Source organism: Alistipes sp. CHKCI003, from assembly GCF_900021155.1.
GTDB lineage: Bacteria > Bacteroidota > Bacteroidia > Bacteroidales > Rikenellaceae > Alistipes > Alistipes excrementavium.
Genome location: NZ_FCNT01000047.1, coordinates 1 through 18,990, shown reverse-complemented (window position 1 = coordinate 18,990; position 18,990 = coordinate 1). Strand labels below are relative to the sequence as shown.

Annotated in this window: 15 protein-coding genes; 8 read left to right on the top strand and 7 right to left on the bottom strand. The window is 63.6% G+C overall.

Going from position 1 to position 18,990, the window contains the following annotated elements:
- Positions 1-789 precede the first annotated feature (789 nt).
- The 5 genes from BN3659_RS05710 (at position 790) to BN3659_RS05690 (ending at position 8,690) form a co-directional block, all read left to right on the top strand.
- Positions 790-3,267, top strand: a complete 2,478-nt coding sequence (locus BN3659_RS05710; protein WP_091535270.1) for a TonB-dependent receptor — start codon at positions 790-792, stop codon at positions 3,265-3,267.
- A gap of 28 nt (positions 3,268-3,295) precedes the next feature.
- Positions 3,296-4,693 carry a DUF4374 domain-containing protein gene (locus BN3659_RS05705; RefSeq protein ID WP_091535268.1) on the top strand — a complete coding sequence of 466 codons (1,398 nt, stop codon included), beginning with the start codon at positions 3,296-3,298 and terminating at the stop codon, positions 4,691-4,693.
- 6 nt (positions 4,694-4,699) lie between these two features.
- Positions 4,700-5,848 (top strand): PepSY-associated TM helix domain-containing protein, encoded by a 1,149-nt coding sequence (locus tag BN3659_RS05700; RefSeq protein WP_091535267.1) that lies wholly within the window; start codon positions 4,700-4,702, stop codon positions 5,846-5,848.
- An 880-nt stretch (positions 5,849-6,728) separates the two neighbouring features.
- Complete coding sequence (locus BN3659_RS05695; protein ID WP_091535271.1) at positions 6,729-7,409, top strand: MarC family protein; 681 nt, start codon at positions 6,729-6,731, stop codon at positions 7,407-7,409.
- Positions 7,410-7,427: 18 nt separating this feature from the next.
- On the top strand, positions 7,428-8,690 hold the full coding sequence (locus BN3659_RS05690; protein ID WP_091535265.1) for a metal-dependent hydrolase family protein: 1,263 nt from the start codon (positions 7,428-7,430) through the stop codon (positions 8,688-8,690).
- Between the two features lie 432 nt (positions 8,691-9,122).
- Here BN3659_RS05690 and BN3659_RS05685 read toward each other — a convergent pair whose 3' ends face one another.
- Entirely contained in the window at positions 9,123-10,064 is a 942-nt protein-coding gene (locus tag BN3659_RS05685; protein WP_091535262.1) for an NAD(P)H-dependent flavin oxidoreductase, read from the bottom strand.
- A 7-nt stretch (positions 10,065-10,071) separates the two neighbouring features.
- Positions 10,072-11,049: a dihydroorotate dehydrogenase-like protein gene (locus BN3659_RS05680; protein ID WP_091535261.1), complete on the bottom strand. Its 978-nt coding sequence runs from the start codon at positions 11,047-11,049 to the stop codon at positions 10,072-10,074.
- A gap of 526 nt (positions 11,050-11,575) precedes the next feature.
- Between BN3659_RS05680 and BN3659_RS05675 the strand changes: the two genes are divergently transcribed.
- Positions 11,576-12,184, top strand: coding sequence for a flavin reductase family protein (locus tag BN3659_RS05675; protein WP_091535259.1), 609 nt, complete (start codon positions 11,576-11,578; stop codon positions 12,182-12,184).
- A 398-nt stretch (positions 12,185-12,582) separates the two neighbouring features.
- Here the strand turns inward: BN3659_RS05675 and BN3659_RS05670 are convergent, their stop codons facing one another.
- Both BN3659_RS05670 and BN3659_RS05665 read right to left on the bottom strand, forming a co-directional pair.
- On the bottom strand, positions 12,583-13,245 hold the full coding sequence (locus tag BN3659_RS05670) for a pentapeptide repeat-containing protein (protein WP_171847718.1): 663 nt from the start codon (positions 13,243-13,245) through the stop codon (positions 12,583-12,585).
- Entirely contained in the window at positions 13,242-13,952 is a 711-nt protein-coding gene (locus tag BN3659_RS05665; protein ID WP_091535256.1) for a GNAT family N-acetyltransferase, read from the bottom strand. The genes BN3659_RS05670 and BN3659_RS05665 overlap by 4 nt, the downstream gene beginning before the upstream one ends.
- A 256-nt stretch (positions 13,953-14,208) precedes the next feature.
- Between BN3659_RS05665 and BN3659_RS05660 the strand changes: the two genes are divergently transcribed.
- Positions 14,209-15,093 carry a bifunctional methionine sulfoxide reductase B/A protein gene (locus BN3659_RS05660; RefSeq protein ID WP_091535255.1) on the top strand — a complete coding sequence of 295 codons (885 nt, stop codon included), beginning with the start codon at positions 14,209-14,211 and terminating at the stop codon, positions 15,091-15,093.
- A gap of 244 nt (positions 15,094-15,337) precedes the next feature.
- Here the strand turns inward: BN3659_RS05660 and BN3659_RS05655 are convergent, their stop codons facing one another.
- Positions 15,338-16,699, bottom strand: a complete 1,362-nt coding sequence (locus BN3659_RS05655; RefSeq protein WP_091535253.1) for an MATE family efflux transporter — start codon at positions 16,697-16,699, stop codon at positions 15,338-15,340.
- Positions 16,700-16,760: 61 nt separating this feature from the next.
- Entirely contained in the window at positions 16,761-17,336 is a 576-nt protein-coding gene (locus BN3659_RS05650) for a Crp/Fnr family transcriptional regulator (RefSeq protein ID WP_091535252.1), read from the bottom strand.
- Positions 17,337-17,552: 216 nt separating this feature from the next.
- On the opposite strand from BN3659_RS05650, the gene BN3659_RS05645 reads away from it, so the two are divergent.
- A complete protein-coding gene (locus BN3659_RS05645; RefSeq protein ID WP_091535250.1) occupies positions 17,553-17,987 on the top strand; it encodes an Hsp20/alpha crystallin family protein in 435 nt (144 codons plus the stop codon).
- 162 nt (positions 17,988-18,149) lie between these two features.
- On the opposite strand, the gene BN3659_RS12845 is transcribed toward BN3659_RS05645, so the two are convergent.
- Positions 18,150-18,734 carry a DUF362 domain-containing protein gene (locus BN3659_RS12845; RefSeq protein WP_141682511.1) on the bottom strand — a complete coding sequence of 195 codons (585 nt, stop codon included), beginning with the start codon at positions 18,732-18,734 and terminating at the stop codon, positions 18,150-18,152.
- Between the last annotated feature and the right edge of the window lie 256 nt (positions 18,735-18,990).

The following is an 18,990-nucleotide window of genomic DNA, read 5'->3' as shown; positions in this document are numbered from 1 at the left end:
CCCCCCCCCCCCCTCCGGAGGCCGGCACGTTGAGACGTGTCGGTGCCGGGCCGATGTACGGGGCAGTCGGGCGGCAATGGCCGGCGTACCGGTACTCTTTCCCGAGAGAGCCTCTTCCGGAGATACGACCTCTCCGATGCCGCACCGCGCCGCGATCTGAACGGAACAAAGCCGATTCCGGAGTATAAAAATGGCGATATTTCCGGATTGTGCAGAACCCGGCCCGTCGGTCGTCTCGTGTCGCCCCGAAGACGGTATTCGGGATCGCCGTCGGGGCGGAAGCCTCTCTGCCGCGTGGCGGGCGAGCACCGGCAGGCGATCGCCCGCCGATCCGATGTCCCGAGCTATGCGCAGTTCGTCCGCCGGCAGGGACGTACGGTGCTTCTGCGTAACCGACGATCTTTTCGGTGCGCCGTTTCTTCGCCGCCGGGCGGGAATGCGGGGGGGGCGGACAGGGCGCTTCCCGTCTGGCCTCGGGAGGATGGTAGGCCGTCTGTTTCGGACGCGGCCTTCGGCATCCTTCCCGCCGTCGGAGCGACGGCCGCCTGACGGATCGTCCGCTCTTCGAGGGCATGGCCTTCGGCTGGAAAATGCTGCTGGCGCTGCCCGGACGCCGGATGTGCTCCGGTTGAGCGGGATTCTCCGGCGGGCGGTCGGGCATCTTCGTCTTTCAAGGGATATCTACCTGATTGGGTGGCGAGTCGTGTGTAAAATACCGAAAAATGGGGATTGCCGTGTCTCCCGGAATCGCCGATCTTTGTAGCCCCAAAATGAGGAAATCGATCTGATATGGCTTTTGTTGCAAACGACGTGTTCAAACGGACTCTTTTCCGGATTTTCATCTTGGCGCTGGCGTTGAGCTGGAACTTTCCGGCTGCGGCTCAGCATCCCGCCCGCGAACATCGAGGACATCGGCCGCTGCCCGCTCTCGCCGGGCGGGTCGTATCCGCGGACAGTTCCGCCGTCCATTCGGCTACCGTCTATCTGAAAGGTACCCATTACGGATGCACGACCGACGACAAGGGATTCTTCCGTCTGCACGCTCCGGCCGGTGCCTACGAACTGATCGTTTCAGCCGTGGGCTTCGAGCCCAGCCAGACGGACGTCGTTGTCGGACACAAGTCGCGCTCCACCCCCCCCCACCGCCGCACGATCGTCCTGCAGCCTTCGGTTACGGAAGTGGAGGAGGTCGTCGTAACGGGCAGCGGCGTGAGCCGCATCCGCCGATCGCCTTTCAATGCCGTGGCTTTGGACACCCGGGAGTTGCAAAATTCGACCAAGAACCTGAGCGACGCGCTTTCGCAGCTGCCGGGCATGAAGCTTCGCGAATCGGGCGGCGTGGGTTCCGACATGCAGTTGATGCTGGACGGATTCAGCGGGAAACATGTCAAAGTCTTCATTGACGGAGTGCCGCAGGAGGGGGCAGGTACGGCTTTCGACCTGAACAACATACCGGTCAATTTCGCCGAACGCATCGAGGTCTACAAGGGCGTGGTTCCCGTGGAGTTCGGGACCGACGCCATCGGAGGCGTGGTGAATATCGTTACGAACAAAAACCGCCGCAGCTGGTTCGCCGATGCCTCCTACTCCTACGGATCGTTCAATACGCACCGCTCCTACGTCGATTTCGGGCAGACTTTCAAGAGCGGCTTCATGTACGAAATCAACGCTTTCCAGAACTATTCGGACAACGACTATCACATCGACAACTGGGTGCGGGAGTTCGAGATCGGGGAGGACGGATCGGTGCACAAATTCCCGGTGGACGAGAACGACGTGAAGCGCGTCCGCCGATTCAACGATGCGTTCCACAACGAGGTCGTGATGGGCAAGGTCGGCTTCGTGGGCAAGAAGTGGGCCGACCGGCTGGTGCTGGGCTTTTCGTATTCCAATTTCTACAAGGAGATCCAGACGGGCGTTTATCAGGAGATCGTCTTCGGAGAGAAACACCGCAAGGGACACTCTTTCATGCCGTCGCTGGAGTATCAAAAGCGCAATTTCCTCGTCAAGCGCCTCGACCTGACGATAACGGCCAATTACAACCACAACATCACCCGCAACATCGACACGGCGGCCCGTGCCTACAACTGGTACGGACAGTATTATCCGACGGACAGCCGCGGCGAGCAGTCCTATCAGAACAGCGAGTCGAAAAATACGAACTGGAATGCCACGCTGAATCTGAACTACCGCATCGGTCGGATGCACTTCCTGACTTTCAACCACATCTTCAGCAATTTCCGCCGCACGAGCCGATCCTACGTGGGCACATCCTCCGTGCTGACGGATTTCGACATCCCGAAGATCACGCGCAAAAACATCAGCGGCCTCTCCTACCGTCTGATGCCTTCGGAGAAATGGAACGCATCGGCATTCGTCAAATACTACAACCAGTATAACGAAGGCCCCGTATCGCAGAGCGCCGACGGCGTGGGCAACTACATCAACCTCGACAAGCGGGTCAGTTCGTGGGGGTACGGAGTCGCCGGAACCTACCATATCCTGAAGGAGCTGCAGGCGAAGCTCTCCTACGAGAAAGCCTATCGTCTGCCCACCACCGACGAGCTGTTCGGCGACGAAGACCTCGAAGCCGGCAAGACCGATCTGAAACCCGAGAAGAGCGACAATTTCAACTTCAATCTCAGCTACAGCGTTTTGTTGGGCCGGCACAACATCTACGTCGACGGCAGCCTGATCTACCGCAATACGAAGGACTACATCAAGCGCAGTCTGGGAAAACACGGAAGCACGCAGTACGGCATCTACGAGAACCACGGACATGTGAAGACCAAAGGCTACAACATCTCGCTGCGCTATGCCTTCGCGCGGTGGTTCAATGTCGGGGGAACCTACAACAGCATCGACACGCGCGACTGGGAGAAGAACTGGACGGGAAATTCGCAGCAGGCGAGCATGCACTACAAGGTCCGTCTGCCGAACACTCCCTACCGGTTCGCCAACGTCGACGCCAGCTTCTTCTGGCACGACCTGTTCGCCAAGGGAAACACGCTGACGATCACCTACGATAGTTTCTGGCAGCATGAGTTCCCGCTCAAATGGGAGAACATCGGCGACAAGAGTTCCAAAGCCTACGTGCCCGATCAGTTCTCGCACAACGTCTCTGTGTCGTACAGTCTGATGCACGGGCGCTACAACCTTTCCGTGGAGTGCCGCAACCTCACCGACGCCCGGTTGTACGACAACTTCAGCCTTCAGAAAGCCGGACGGGCCTTCTACTTCAAAGTCCGGGTGCACTTCGGGAATTGAAACACTATCAAATAAAAAACGAATATCTATGAAAAAGTATTTTATGTGGGCTTTGGCCATCGGATTCTGCCTCGGCGGCAGTTGTCTGACCTCATGCACGGACGATGACGGCAATGGCAATGGCGGTGGAAACGAACCTCCGGTGCCGGCCGATACGGACGAGGCTTATGTCATCGCGGCCACGGTGGACGACGCCAGCTATCTGGTCGTGGCTCCGTCGCTCGACGAAGGCAGCGTGAGCACCGTGGGACAGGGCACGGAGGTGATCGAGGGGACCTACTGGGTGTTCAAGGACGACAAGTACGTCTTCGCGTTGGTCTATAACAAGGGCGGTGCCGGAACGGGAGCTTCCTACTACCTGAACGAAGCCGGCCAGCCGACGAAGAAGTACACCTACGAGTACAACCGCATCACCACGTACGGTACGTGGGGCGACTACGTGATTACGGCCTCCACGGGCGACTCGACCGAAAAGGACGGCGACGACGTGGCGCAGGCCCTTCTGTTCAACTACCTCGACGCCACGACCGGATCGCAGTCCGAGAGCGCCGTGCTGGCCGAGAATTTCCTCGGCAACGGCGAGAAGGTAACCTTCGCGGGGATCGTCGAGGCCAACGGCAAACTCTACACCTCGGTCGTGCCGATGGGTATGAGCCGCTACGGCATCAAGAAGTGGCCGGACAAGGTAACCGATCCGGAGTTGATAACGACCAAGGACGGCGGATCGGGCAGCGGCTCCTATACGTCCGGCGTCATTCCCTCGACGCAGTATCCCGACAAGGCTTATATCGCCATTTACAGCGGCGACAATTTCGAGGAGACGCCCGTCATCGCCGAGACGGACAAGATCGGGTTCGCCAGCGGCCGTATGCGCTCGCAGTACTACCAGACCATCTGGGCGGCCGACAACGGCGACCTCTATGTCTTCTCGCCGGGATACGGACGCACGTTCACTTCGTCCGACGAGCTGAAAAAGGTTACGGGCAAGCTGCCCTCGGGCGTGGTGCGCATCAAGAAGGGCGAGACGACGTTCGATCCCTCATACTATGTGAACTTCGAAGAGATCGGCACGCGGCATCCGATCTACCGTTGCTGGCACATAACGGAGGACTATTTCCTGCTTCAGCTCTATTCCGACGGTGTCGAGGGGATGATGAGCGGTACGAGCGCCGCTACCGACGAACTGGCGATCTTCAAGGCCGAGGATCGAACGATTACTCCCGTTACGGGCTTCCCCGACGATCTGGCCGGATTCGGCGGCGAGCCTTACGGCGAAAACGGCTGCGCTTACATCGCCGTTACGGTAACGGGCGGCGACCGTCCCGCGTTCTACAAGATCGACGTGAAAACCGGACGGGCGACGAAAGGGCTCACGGTCGAGGCCGACGCCGTCAGTACGGCCGGCAAGCTCTCCGTACAGCGCTAAAAGACGATGAGAAAATTTTTTGCGAAAATTCATTTGTGGCTCTCCGTTCCGCTCGGCATTTTGGTCTCGGTCATCTGCCTGAGCGGAGCCACACTTGTTTTCGAACAGGAGATCACGCGGGCGCTCGATCCGCAGCTCTACCGGGTCGCGCCGCCCGAGGGCGTGCAGCCGCTGGCGCCCTCGCAGTTGGCGGCGCGCATCCGGGAACAGATGCCCGATACGCTGAAGCTCTCGTCCCTGCAACTGTCGGGCGATCCGCGTGAAGCCTGCATGGCGGGTTTCGAGGGGGCGGCCCGCCGGACATTGAGCGTGAATCCCTACACCGGCGAGGTGAACGGATGGACGAAAAAGTACGGTTTTTTCCAGACGACGCGCAAACTCCACCGCTGGCTGATGGACGCTCCGGCGGCAAAGGGACAGCCGTCGATCGGCAAGGGCGTGGTGGGCGTTACGACGCTCCTGCTGGTCGTGATTCTCGTGAGCGGTCTGGCGATCTGGGTGCCCCGGACCCGCAAGGCGCTGAAACAACGGTTGAAGGTGTCGTGCACGAACGGCTGGCGCCGGTTCTGGTACGACAGCCATACGGTGCTGGGCTTCTATGCCGCACTTTTCCTGTTGGCGATGGCTCTGACCGGACTCACGTGGTCGTTCGGATGGTATCGTGAGGCCGCCTATTCGCTCTTCGGCGGCGGCGCGCAGCAGACTGCGGCCTCCTCCCAGCCGGCCAAGGGGAATAGCGTGCGTCCGGCACGCGGCGGAGAAGGCGGCCGGGGGGTGGAAACGGCCGCAGAGCCGTTCGACTATGCCGTGTGGGACGGCGTGCTGGACGAATTGAAGATGCGGTATCCCGTCTACAAGACCATCACGCTGAACGAGCGCAACGCTCGGATCGTTCCCGATCCGCACACGTCGATGCGTCGCACGGATACGGCGCGGTTCGATCCGCGCGACGGCCGCATCGAGGGAGTCGACCGCTATCGGGATGCACCCCGCTCGCAGAGCTTGCGGGGGTGGTTCTATGCCTTCCACACCGGATCATGGGGCGGGATGACGACCAAGATACTCTATTTCCTGAGCGCACTGATCGGCGGTACGCTCCCGCTCACGGGTTACTATCTGTGGCTGAAGAAAAGACGTCGGACCGCGAAGAAATGAGCGGAACCCGCTTTCCGAAAGAGGCTGTCTGATGCGTTTTGGACAGCCTCTTTTTATCCCCCCCCCTGCCTCTCTTTCTCGGAATCTTTTCCGAATATGCGCTTCCCGAGAGGAGGGGCGGCTTGTCGCGGAGCCGCTGCTTTGTGCCCTTTCCCGATGGGGCGACGACGCGGATGCAGCGTATCGCCGCGGCATGCGTCGGGACAGTACGGACGGAAGACGCGCAGGGCCGGGGACGGTGCGAGGGCGTAGACCTGCGGATGGGGCGGACATTCTTATCGAAGTTTTTTTGCTCCGCGGCGGAGCTTCGGGTCCGGGTTCGGACCGTATTTGCGGTTTGTCGGCCGGCGGTGGGGATTGGCCCTCGCAGGGTTTCGGGGGGGCGCCGTTGCCTCCGGCACTCCCGCGGCCGGCTTGTGCTCCGTCGGGAGCGGGAAGAGCCGCGCCGCGAGGTTTTTCGGCGCACGGCCGGCCGGGAGCGGGTGTGCGCCTTCCGGTGCCGGTTGCTCCGGCTCGACGGGCGAAAACCCTGAGGCGGCCGCCTGCCGATCCGATGTCGTGGGGATTTCGCGGTTTGTCCGCCCGCACGGATGCTCGGCGATCCGCCGGAGAGCGGCCGCGCAAGCGCTGCCCCGGGTGATTGCATGTGTACGACGCGGCGGCACGCTTTCTGTTTCCGGGAGATGCGGCGGTTCCGAACGGACCGGCCGGTCCGTTCGCCGGACATCGCGCATGCGACCGGCAAAGCCTTGCACCATTCTTGCTGGAACTGCTTCGAAGCATCGGGCTGCCGTCCGATGCGTGTCGAGCGCCGGACCGATACGCCTGCGCCGCGATGCCGGAGGGGTGGCGCACGACTCTCAACACGACTCGGAGCAAGATGTTAAAAGAAGGTTTCGCTTTCATGTTCATATCCGCCTTCATGGCGCTGTTTCCCGTGGCGAATCCCGTGGGAGCGGGCTTCATCGTGAACGGTTTTCTGTCGGGGCTCGACTCCACGAACCGCAAAACCATCATCCGGAGGATTCTGATCGATTATCTGTGCGTCGGATTGGGCAGTCTGGCGATCGGACACTTCGTGCTGCTGCTGTTCGATCTGTCGCTTCCGGTCGTGCAGCTTGGCGGCGGTCTGCTGATCTGCCGTACGGCGCTGTCGTGGCTCGGCGACTCCGATTCGTCCGTCGTCCGCCGGCCGGCGAACAGGAGCGCGGAGCCGATCGACCTCGAAGCGATCGAGTCGCAGATTTTCTATCCGATCACCTTTCCCATCAGCATCGGTCCGGGCAGCGTGTCGGTCATCCTGACGCTGATGGCTTCGGCCAGCACGAAAGACGACTGGGTGCGGAGCGCCGTCAACTACCTCGTGATCGCCGTCGTCATCGTCCTGATGTGCCTCATACTCTATCTTTTTCTTTCGCAGGGCCACCGGATCATGCAGAAGCTGGGCAGCAACGGGACGATCGTCATCAACAAGATGGTCGCATTTTTCACTTTTTGCGTGGGCATGCAGATCGTGGTTGCGGGGGTTGCGAAACTGTTCCATCTGGATGCGATGCTGTAACTTTCGAAAAGGAATCATATGGACTCGGTCATTCTAATCGACGACGTCGAAATTTTCGACGGCACGAACGCACGGACCTTCGCAGGCAGCGTGCTCGTCCGGAACAACCGGATCGAAAAGATCGCCCGCACGACCTCCGAAACCGCATCGGGCGAGGCCGTGCGGCGCATCGACGGAAAGGGGCGTTTTCTGATGCCCGGCCTCATCGACGCTCATTGGCACGCTTACCTGTGCTGCAATACGATGATGGATCTGCTGGCAGGCGAACCCTCCTACACGCATCTGGTGGCGGGCCGCGAGGCCCGTGCCACGCTCATGCGCGGATTTACGACCGTCCGCGACGCGGGCGGACCCGTCTTCGGACTGAAGAAGGCGATCGACGACGGCGTGCTGGACGGGCCTCGGATCTATCCCAGCGGGGCGATGATCTCCCAGACCTCGGGACACGGGGATTTCAGGATGATCTACGAACATGCCCACGGCGGCTGCGGCTGCGAGATGACGCACATCGAGCAGCTCGGAGCCTCGCGGATCGCCGACGGACCCGATGCGGTCGCGGCGGCCGTGCGCGAGAATCTGCGTCAGGGAGCCTCCCAGATCAAGCTGATGGCGGGCGGCGGCGCGGCATCGCTCTACGATCCGCTGGACGTAACCGAATTTTTCGAGGAGGAGATCCGGACCGCCGTCCGGGCCGCCGAAGATTGGGGGACCTATGTGATGGTGCATGTCTACAATCCGCGCGGGATCGCCCGCGCGCTGAAAGCCGGAGTGCGCAGCATCGAACACGGTCATCTGATCGACGAACCGACGATGGAGCTGCTGGCCCGAAGCGGTGCGTGGCTCTGCATGCAGCCCTTCTCGGCGGAGGACAACTCCTATCCGTCGCCCGTGCAGGAGGCCAAACACATCCGGATCACGGAGGGCACCGACCGCACGTATCGTCTGGCGAAGCAATACGGGGTGAAACTTGCGTGGGGAACGGATCTGCTGTTCGATCCGGCCCATACGAAATACCAGAACCACGGTATCGTGAAGCTGCAAAAGTGGTTTGCGAATCCGGAGATTCTCCGGATGGTTACTTCGGTCAATGCGAGCCTGCTGGCGATGTCCGGAGCACGCAATCCCTACCCGGGCCGGTTGGGCGTCGTCGAGGAGGGTGCGTTGGCCGATCTGCTGCTCGTCGAAGGGAATGTCCTGCAAGACCTCTCCTTGCTGGAGGACCCCGAACGCAATTTCGCGCTCATCATGAAAGACGGCGCGATCTGTAAGGACCGGGTGTAACCGGTCTCGGATTCGCCCCCCCCCTCTCCCTCCCGGCTCCGGACCGGAACGTCGCTTCCCGGGATGCCGCGTTGCGGCGTTCTGTCCGGCGGAGACGGGTGCCCCCCCCCGGCTCCGACCCGGGGCGAAGGCGGATTGCCCCGACGCGCGAGACCGCCCTGTCTGCGGTGTCCCCCGGTATGCTTCTATGCTTTTTTCGTTCTCGACGGATGTCGCCGCCATGCGGACCGATGCCCGTGTTTTCCGCGCAGCGGGACCGTTACGGCCGGGAGATCGCCCGTCGGACATTCCCGGCTGCACGCTGTCCGTAGCCGGATGTCGCCGCCATGCGGTCCGGCATACCGCGTTTCCCGCGAGGGGGGCGGAGGCCGCCCGTCGGGCATTCCCGGACGCCGTTCCGCCGCGTCTCTTTCCGCCGTATGCCGCGGGGTGTCAGCGGCTCCCGATCCGCTTCGCCGCTGCGTCGTATTCGTCGACGATCCGCCGGACGATCTCGCCGGCGGGCGGCAGGTCGCGGATGAGCGAGGCGATTTGTCCGATTTCGAGTTCGCCGTCCTCCGTGTCGCCTTCGAAGATACCCTTGCGCGTGCGTCCCGAGCCGATGAGCGCCAGCAGCTCTTCGGCCGTCGCACCGCGGCTTTCGGCCTCCTCGACCGTCCGGTAGAATCCGTTTTTGACGAGCCGTGTCGGGCTCAGTTTCTTCAGTGCCAGCATGGTGCCTCCTTCGCTGAGGCCGGTGCAGAGCCGCTTGAAGGCTTCGCTGGCCGAGCTCTCCTCGGACAGGGCGAAGCGGGTCCCCATCTGGACCCCTTCGGCGCCGAGCGCCATGGCTGCGAGCATGCCGCTGCCGGTGGCGATGCCTCCGGCGGCGATCAGCGGAATCGACACCGCCTGCCGGACCTGCGGCACGAGCACCATCGTTGTGGTCTCCTCGCGTCCGTTGTGGCCCCCGGCCTCGAATCCTTCGGCGACCACGGCGTCCACGCCCGCCTCTTCGCACTTGCGGGCGAACAGCGTGCTCGACACGACGTGTGCGACGCGGCAGCCGGCTTCGTGGAGCCGTGCGGTCCATGTCTTCGGGCTTCCGGCCGAGGTGAAGACCACGGGTACGCGCTCCTCCATGACCGTGTGCAGGATGGGTTCCGCGTAGCGGTACATGAGCGGCACGTTCACGCCGAACGGTCGCGTCGTGGCGGCGCGGCAGCGGCGGATGTGCTCGCGCAGCAGGTCGGGCGTCATCGAACCCGAGCCGATCAGCCCCAATCCGCCCGCTTCGCTCACGGCGGCCGCGAGACGCCAGCCGCTGCACCAGATCATGCCGCCCGCCACGATCGGATGGCGGATGCCGAATAGGGTCGTGATTCTGTTTTCCATATTTCGTTTATTCTTCGGATGAGGGGAAATAGCGCATGTACTGTACGCGCTGATAGACCGGCGAGGGATCGTCCCGGAAATTGAGCCGTCCGCGGAACTCTTCGAGCGATTCGAAGCCGTGGCTTTCGGCCCAGCGGTCCACGAATTCGTTCATGTGCCGTATGATTCCGAAACCTTCGTTGTGGATGGCCGTGCAGACCTGTGCCGTGCGTGCGCCGCACAGCAGTGCCTTGACTACCGCCGCTCCGTCGTGCACGCCCGTCGAGACCGAGAGGTCCAGTTGCGGGAGCACGGAGGTGAAGATGGCCGCCGTGCGCAGCAGATTGCGCAGTTCGGAAGGCTCGCTGTAAGGCGACCCTTCGGCGAAGGCGATCCTCTCGATGTCCACGTCCGGTTCGAAGAAGCGGTTGTAGAGCACGGCTCCCCGGGCTCCGCAGCCCAGCAGACGGTTGCCCAGATTGCAGACGTTCGTCAGACGCATCGGGAGTTTCACGGAGACGGGAACCCGCACGGCCGAGGCCACCTTGCCGACGATTTCGGCGTAGCGGCGTTCGATCTCCCGGGACTCTTCGAGAATGTCCGTCGGCTGGAAGAAAATGTTCAGTTCGAGAGCCGCGGCGCCGGCCTCGGCCATCGCTTCCGCATACTCGATCCATGCGTCGCCCGTGGCCACGCAGTTGATGCTGGCTATGAGCGGAAGGTCCGTCGCTGCGCGGGCCTCGCCGATCAGCTGCAGGAAGCGGGCCTTGTAGTCGTCGCCCAGATAGCGTTCCAAGTAGAGCCCCGCATCGCCGTAGGCCGAGTCGGAGTGTTGTTCCAGCGCTGCGGCCTGATGGATGATCTGCTCCTCGAAGATGGATTTCAGCACCGCGGCGCCCGCGCCGTGTCGGGCGCATTGTTCGATGGTCTGGGCGGTGGAGGTGTAGGGCGAACTGCTTACGATCACCGGACTTCGGAGCTCCAGTCCCAGATAGGTGGTTTTCATAGGTATGCGGTCTTTGATGATTGTTCTTAACGGCAAAGTTACGAAGAAAATCGGGAATCTCCGCTGCGGGACGGTTTTTAATCGTGGACGGTTCGGACGGATGTTCGTTCCGTTTGCGTGTGCGGCGACGGGTGCGTGTGCGGCCCCTCTCCGGCCGGGGCGGCTTCGGCGGATGAGGGGGGGCGGAGGTCCGGCCCTCCGACTGGTGCGGTCTTCGGTTTCGGTGCGGACGGATTCCGCAGCGTCCGGTTCGCCGCCCTCCGTGTTCTGGTTCTGCCGCAACGAAGTCCGGCGGTGAGGGGGCGTCGGGCGGCGTCCGCACCTGCGGTCGGAGCCGCGAACCCGCCGGCAAAGCCGATCGCTCGTAGCGGTCCGGCGTTCCGCGGCGCCGGATTCCGGAGGAAATGACTATCTTTGCCGGAACGGGGTTCCGCCCGACGGACGACGCAGGCGCGTCCGCAGGCTCTCGGGAGGCGGGCGGCCCGAATTTCGGAAGAATCAATGTATGTAATTGCTGAATCGAGTTATGAAACAAAATTGGAAACCCGGGACGATGATCTATCCGCTGCCTGCCGTGCTGGTCAGCTGCGGTGCCGTGCCCGAAGAGTATAATCTGCTGACCGTGGCGTGGACGGGGACGGTCTGTTCCGATCCCGCGATGTGTTACATCTCGGTACGTCCCGAGCGCCACTCCTACGGCATCATCCGCCGCACGGGCGAGTTCGTCATCAACCTCACGACCGAAGAGCTGGCCCGCGCTGCGGACTGGTGCGGGGTCCGTTCGGGCCGCGACTACGACAAGTTCCGCGAGACGGGGCTCACGCCGGGCCGCTCGGCGGTCGTGGCGGCTCCGACGGTCGAAGAGGCGCCCGTGTCGATCGAATGCCGCGTGAAGCGGATCGTGCCGCTCGGGACGCACGACATGTTCGTCGCCGAGGTGGTCAACGTGCAGGCCGACGAACGCTACATCGACCCCGACGGCCGTTTCGATCTCGAACGGGCCCGTCCGCTGGTCTACTCCCACGGCGAATATTTCGGGTTGGGCGAAGCGATCGGCCGCTTCGGCTGGTCGGTGCGCAGAAAGAGACCCGCTGCCGGACGGGTATCGGACAGCGGGCGGAAACCCGCAAAGTAGGGTAGCGGCTCTTGCGCTTTTTCCGTGCGTGCGGCGGCACTGTCCGGCGCAGTCCGGGCGGTCGGCTTTCCGATGAATTCGGGGGGGCGGCGTTCGCCGGGCGCGGGAAACGCCGCATTCCGGAGACTCCGCGATGCGGCTCGGCGGCGTTTCGGACGACGGGAGCATGTGGGCCGAACGGTACATTCCGTGCGGTCGCACGGGGCCGATGGTTCGTCGAAGTCGCTTTGTCCGTATCGTCGGCCCGCCGCCGCGTGCGGCGGACGGCATTTCGCCGCAGCCCGTACCGTTTGCATCGGTGGAGGACGGCTGCTTCCGGGGCGCATGCTTCGGGTGGAATGCTGTGCGGCTGCATGCCGTGCGTGCGGCGGCGAAGACGGCCGGAAGCGGTCCGACCGCTACTCGTAGCCGTCGTCCGCCACGACGCCCAGCAGCGGCACGAGGTCCGGAAGCTGTGCGGTCGAGACGATCGCTCCGCGAAGGTCCGCCGGATGGAGCCGCAGCCCTTCGATCCGACAGCTGCGCAGGTCGATGCCTTGCAGCGACGTGTGGGAAAAGTCGGCCTCCGCGAGGCGGCAGCGGTCGAATGCCGCTCCTTGAAGCCGGCAGCCGGTGAGCACGGCCTGCGTGAGGTCGCACTCCTCGAAGCGGCACATCTTCAGACGGCCCTGCGCGAGGTGGAGGTAGCGGCAGTTGGAATTCGATACGGTTACATGGGAGAGCGACGCCTCGGCCAGCGATGCGCCCAGCAGTTTGCAGCCCGCGAACTCCGTGCGGCAGAACGCCGCGCCGTCGAGCCGGAGGTTCGAGAGGTCGCAATGGTCGAACCGCACGTCGGTGAAACGGATGCCCCTGAAATCGCATTCGACGAAGGTTACGTGGTCGAACGTGCAGTTCGCAACCGTCGGATGCGGATGTTTCGCTCCGGCGATCGTACCCCGCATGAAACGACTGCCGTCGGCCTCGCCCTCTGCGGCTGCGAAGGTTTCGGCCGCCCGTTCGGTCTGCGCCCCGCACATCGGAGGTGCGACTGCTGCTTTCTGTCTCCGATCCCGTTTCATCGTCGGTCCTCCGGGCGGCATGGTCGTTGGGCCGCCGTATCCCTCGCCCCCGTAGGCTCCGGGAGAGCCCCGTCCAGCGGTTTTTCGTAGGCCAGCCGTTCGCCGCTCCGGTACCGGATGCGGCCGCAAAGGGTGAACTCCAGCGTGCGGAGCAACCGCTGCATGTAGCGGTTGTCGTGCGCCGTGTCGATGCGGAACCCGCGCATGCCCCGTGCACGGGCTTCGGTCTCCACGTGGCACAGAAAGGCGGTCGCCGTGCCGCGCCTTTTGGCTTCGTCGGCCACGGCGAGCCGGTGTACGACGACATAAGGCCCTGCGGTGAGCCAGCGGCCCTCGATCGCGTCGTAGGCCGGCTCGCCGTCGTAGACGACCGCAGCGTAGGCGATGACCCGCGGCTCCGCCGTTCGGACCGCCCGCATCCGGGCGCCGTCCGTCTTCCTGCCGTTCGTTTCGCCGCTGCGATCTGTCTCGTCTGCGGGTGCTGCCGTGCAGCCGGCGGGTTCCGGCGAACAGCCGGTTCCGACGGCCGCGACGCCCCGTCCGCCGGCGATATCCGCTTCGATGTCCCGCAGGGCGGGGTAGCCGTCCTGCCATTGTGCGCTGCCCAGCGCCCGCATCTGCGCCTGTGCCTCGCGGATGATCTCCATGATGCGCGGCGCGTCGGCGGGTTCCGCGCGTCGGAATTGCAATTTCGGATTCGGTTCCATACCTTTGCAAAGATAGCGAAACGTTTCGGAACGGCAACCGTACTGCGGCGCAGTTTTTGCCCCGTTCGGAGTGATTATGGAAAAGAGCGTATTATTCGGTTTCGGAATCGTTCTCTGCCGGCGATGGAGCCGGCCGCGGCGGCACACTCCGGAAGGGACCGCTGCCGCCCGCCCCTATGCGGCTGGCCGCCTCGGGGGGATCGTTTCGTTTTGCATCGTCTTACTGGGATGCTCACATCCCGCAATCGCACAGAATATGAAATCGCTGACACCGGAAGAGCGCAGGGTGATCCTGCAAAAAGGTACGGAACGCCCCTTCTCGGGCGCCTATTACGACTGTTGGGAAGACGGCACCTACCTTTGCCGTCAATGCGGCGCGCCGCTCTACCGTTCGCAGGACAAATTCGATGCGGGGTGCGGCTGGCCCAGCTTCGACGATGCCGTCGCCGGAGCCGTCGAGCGTGTGCCCGATGCCGACGGACGCCGCACGGAGATCGTCTGCGCCCGCTGCGGCGGACATCTGGGCCACGTCTTCGCGGGCGAGGGTTTCACGCCGAAAAACACGCGCCACTGCGTCAATTCGGTCTCGATGGTCTTCGAACCGGCCGCCGATGAGGCGGCCTCGCCGGAACGCCGGCCCGAGGCGGCCGTGCGGCCGGCCGTGGAGACGGCCTATTTCGCCGGAGGCTGCTTCTGGGGCGTGGAGCACATGCTCCGCCAGCTGGATGGCGTCGTGGACGTGGAGTCGGGCTATATGGGCGGATCGACCCCGTCGCCGACCTACGAACAGGTCTCGCGCGGCCGCACGGGACATGCCGAGACGGTGCGCGTGCGGTTCGATCCTTCGCGGGTCTCCTACGAGACGCTCGCCCGGCTGTTTTTCGAGATCCACGATCCGACGCAGGAGAACGGACAGGGGCCCGACATCGGCGACCAGTATCGTTCCGAGATATTCTACACCTCGCCCGAACAGCGTGCCGTGGCTTACAGATTGATCTCCCTGCTTCGGGCCAAAGGCTACGAGGTCGTAACCGAGGTGGCGCCGGCCGGCCGTTTCTGGCCCGCCGAAGCCTATCATCAGGACTACTACCTGCGCAAGGGGACGCGTCCCTACTGCCACGGCTATACGCGGCGCTTCTGATCCCGGCGACGGGCGGCTGCCCGTCTGCGACGGAGGGCGGTCGCGTGCTTCGCGGCGCGGCGGCGACGGTTCCCGGCGGCATCTGTCGTTATGCGTCGTCCGCCGCACCTCTTGTGCTTTGTCGTCCGGCGTTCGCGGACTGCTGCGGCTCGCTTTTGTGCGTTGTCGGTTGTTGTTTGTTGTCGTCCGGTACCTGTTTCGCCTGCTTTGCGCTGCCGTCCGTCGTTAGCGGCCCGCTGCACGCCTAACGCGCCGTCGGGCGGTGCCGCCGGAGGCGCAGCCGGAGTGCACCGAGCAGCAGGGCGGTGAGCAGTTCGGCGGCGGGGACGGCGAGCCAGATGCCCGTCTCGCCCCACCAGCGGGGCAGCAGCGCGAATGCGAGCGCCATCAGCGCGATGCCCCGCAGCGCCGTGAGTCCTGCGGCGGCCTTGCCGCGTTCGAGGCTCTGAAGATAGCCTGTCGCCGCGACGTTGATCCCGAAGAAGAGGTAGCCCAGCGAAAAGAGTTTGAGACCGGCAAGCGCATGGCCGTAGGCCGGAGCGTCGGGCGTGAGGAAGAGGCCGGCGAGGCGGTTGCCGCCCAGCCATGTGGCGGCGCATACCGCGGCTCCGAAGCCGGCCGCAGTGAGCAGTGCCAGCCGGAACGCCTTGTTCGCGCGTCGGTTCTGACCGGCGCCGTAGTTGTAGCTGATGATGGGCTGTGCGGCCTGAATGACGCCGCTGTAAATCATGAAGATGATCGGGAAGAGGTAGCAGGCGATGCTGTACGCAGCCACGCCCTCCTTGCCCACGTAGCGGATGAAGGCGTAGTTGCCCGCCACCATCATGCACGAGATGGCCAGCTCGCTCAGCAGCGCAGGGAATCCCACGTAGGTCATGTAGCCGATGTTGCGGGCCGTGAGCCGCAGGCTGCGCGGGCTGAATTTCAGTGCCACGGGCCGCAGCGTGCGGCTGCGGCGGAGCATGTAGCGGAGCATGATGCAGGCCCCCAGCGTGTAGCCGATGCCCGTGGCGACGGCGGCGCCCGCCAGACCCCAGCCGCAGACGAAGATGAAGATGTAGTCGAGTACAATGTTGAGCCCCGCGGCCAGCAGGTTGCAGCCCATCACGAAATTGGGGGCTCCGTCGAGCCGCACGGTGAACATCAGAATGTTGAAGAGGGCGATGGGCATGAGGAACGGTACGAACCACAAGAGGTATTCGCGTGCGGGAGCGAGCAGCGAGGCCGGCGTGCCCAGCAGAGCGAGCACGGGCTCCCATGCGGCCATGAGCACGACGGCGGCGAGCGTGAGGCCCGCGGCCGGTACGGCGAGCGCCTGCGTAACGTTGATGCCCGCCACGCGGGCTTTGCCGCGCGCGAGGTGTACCGATGCCACGACCGAGCAGCCCATGCCGAACATGAGCCCGAGACCCGTGGCGAGGGTGTAGACCGGTGCAACGAGATTGACGGCCGCCAAAGCGTCGCTGCCCACGCCGCGTCCGACAAAGATGCCGTCCGTTACGATGAAGACCGCCGAACTGACCATCCCCAGCACCGTGGGCAGGAGAAAGCGCAGGAAGAGGCGGCGGATTGCGGTGTTTCTGAAATCGATGCTGTCGCGTTCCATAGGATTCTGACGTTTTTTTCGCGGGGCAAAGGTAGCGCTTCGGCAGCCGAAAAAAGTTATCTTATGGTAATTTCCGCTTCACGGCGGCGCGGATGCGGCTGAGGGTTTGGGGCGTTACGAAAAGATAGGCCGCGAGATCCTTGAGCGGCACGCGCAGGAGCAGTTCGGGATACTCCGCCAGAAGACGGAAGTATTGCTTGCCTTTTTCGCGCCACGAGTAATCGGCGAAATACTCCTCGTGGCTGCGGAGCATGCGCTCGCTCATGCGGCGCCCCCAGTCGGCCAGCTCGGCGGAGCTGCGGAACAACTCGTCCATGCGCATGCGCGGGATGCGGACGAGGCGCGACGGTTCGAGGGTTTCGACCGTGGCGAACGCGAGACCCGATGGCGCGACGCCCAGCACGGAGGTCGCCGGGTCGCCTTCGAAGGCGAAGTTGAGGATCACGCAGCGATCCTCGCGCATGACATAGGTGCGCAGCGAACCCTCTTCGACGAAATAGAGCCATGCGTCCCGTTCGCCTTCGCGCACGAGACACGTTTTGCGTCCGGCGTCGATCCGTTCGGCCGCGGCGGCGAGCGTCCGCACGGCCCCGGCCGAGAGGCCGTAGTCGTTGCGTATCCGTTCGAAGAAATCCATGCCGCAAAGGTACGAAATATCCGGCCGGAATCTGCCGTGCGGCTGAAAAAATGGCGTGCCGGCCGGCCGCCGCGTCAGATTTTCGTGTCGATTCATGACATTCTTGCAGATTGCTGCGGCTGGCACAGGATTTGACCTTATGACGAGTGGAGCCGGTGCCGAAAGGACCGGTGCGAAAGGAAAAACGTTTAACTAAAAAATAAGGAGGACAAGATTATGGTACCTGCAAGAAAGAGTCAGAACTGGCTGCCCAGCATTTTCAACGAATTTTTCGGCAACGAGTGGATGGATCGTCCGAACGCTTCCACGGCGCCTGCCGTGAATATCATCGAAAACGACCGCGATTTCAAGGTCGAGGTCGCGGCTCCGGGTATGACGAAGGAGGATTTCAAGGTCGACATCACGCCCGATAACGAGCTGGTGATCTCGCTGGAAAAGAAACACGAGGAGAAGGAGGAAGGCAAGCAGAAGGGCACCTATCTCCGCCGCGAATTCTCGTACAGTCAGTACCAGCAGAGTTTCCTGCTGCCCGACAACGTGGAGCGGGAGAAGATCACGGCCCGGATGGAGCACGGCGTGATGACCATCGAGATCCCGAAGAAGAAGGAGGAAGAGGCCGCCGCCGCATCGCGCCGTATCGAGATCGAGTAACCGCTTCCGCCGCGGAAACGGACGGGCTGTCTAACAAATCTTAGACAGCCCGTTTTTATTCGTGCTGCTCATCGAGAACTTTCCCGGATAGCAATGCTCGGAGGGTTGAAAAAACTCGTCGGACAACCCCGTTTTACCTCTCTGCTTTTTCGTTTTTCCGGCTCATGGACGCCCGATCGCAGGAGGATCGGCTTCGGGCGTCCGGTGCCGTCCGTCCGGCTGTTGTCGTTCCGTTTGCTGCTTCGGCGTCTCCCGTTCCGTCGGAGGCAGAAACACGTTGGGTTTGGGCCTGCGGAAACTGCGGGAGAGGGCGGCCGCGAAAGGGGTGTCGAACGTGCGGGCCCCGACGGGGCATCCCTTGACGCAGGCGCAGCAGCGGATGCAGCGTGCGGGGTCCGTCTGCTCCTCGCGGCCCGCGGCGATGGCTCCGACGGGACAAAGCGCCGCGCAGCGGCCGCAGCGCACGCAGACGGCGGGGGCGGTCTGCGGGAGATAGACGACGGGACGGCGTTTCTGCCGGAGGCGGTAGCCGAGCACGAACCGGACGAAGCGCAACGTCGGCCACAGCCCGCTGGCGGGATGCGCGATCTTGCGGACGTCGATCGGCGCGATTCCGCACTCCTCCGTTGCCGGCTTCCCGGGCGCTTCGCCGCTGCGGGGCGGCATCCCCTGTGCGGTTCCGGCCGTTTCGCGGGCTTCGGGTCCGTGCGGCGCGTGGTCCGCCGGTCCGTCTTGCGTTGCCTGCATGCCGCCTGCGGAGCCGCAGGATCCGGCGGCTGCGAGCCGCTGCGCCGTCCGTCGGCCGAAGGCTTCCGCCTCGGCGAGGTCGGCGGCGTCGGGCCGTCCGGCGGCGATGGGGAAGCGGTCCGGCAGTCGGAGTGTTCGCCTACGAACGCTGCGGCCGCCACGGGGACGAATCCCTGTGCCGCGGCGATTTCGGCCAGCTCCGCGAGAGCGCCTTCGAAGGCGCGGTTTCCGTAGAGGACCGCCAGTACGGCGGGGG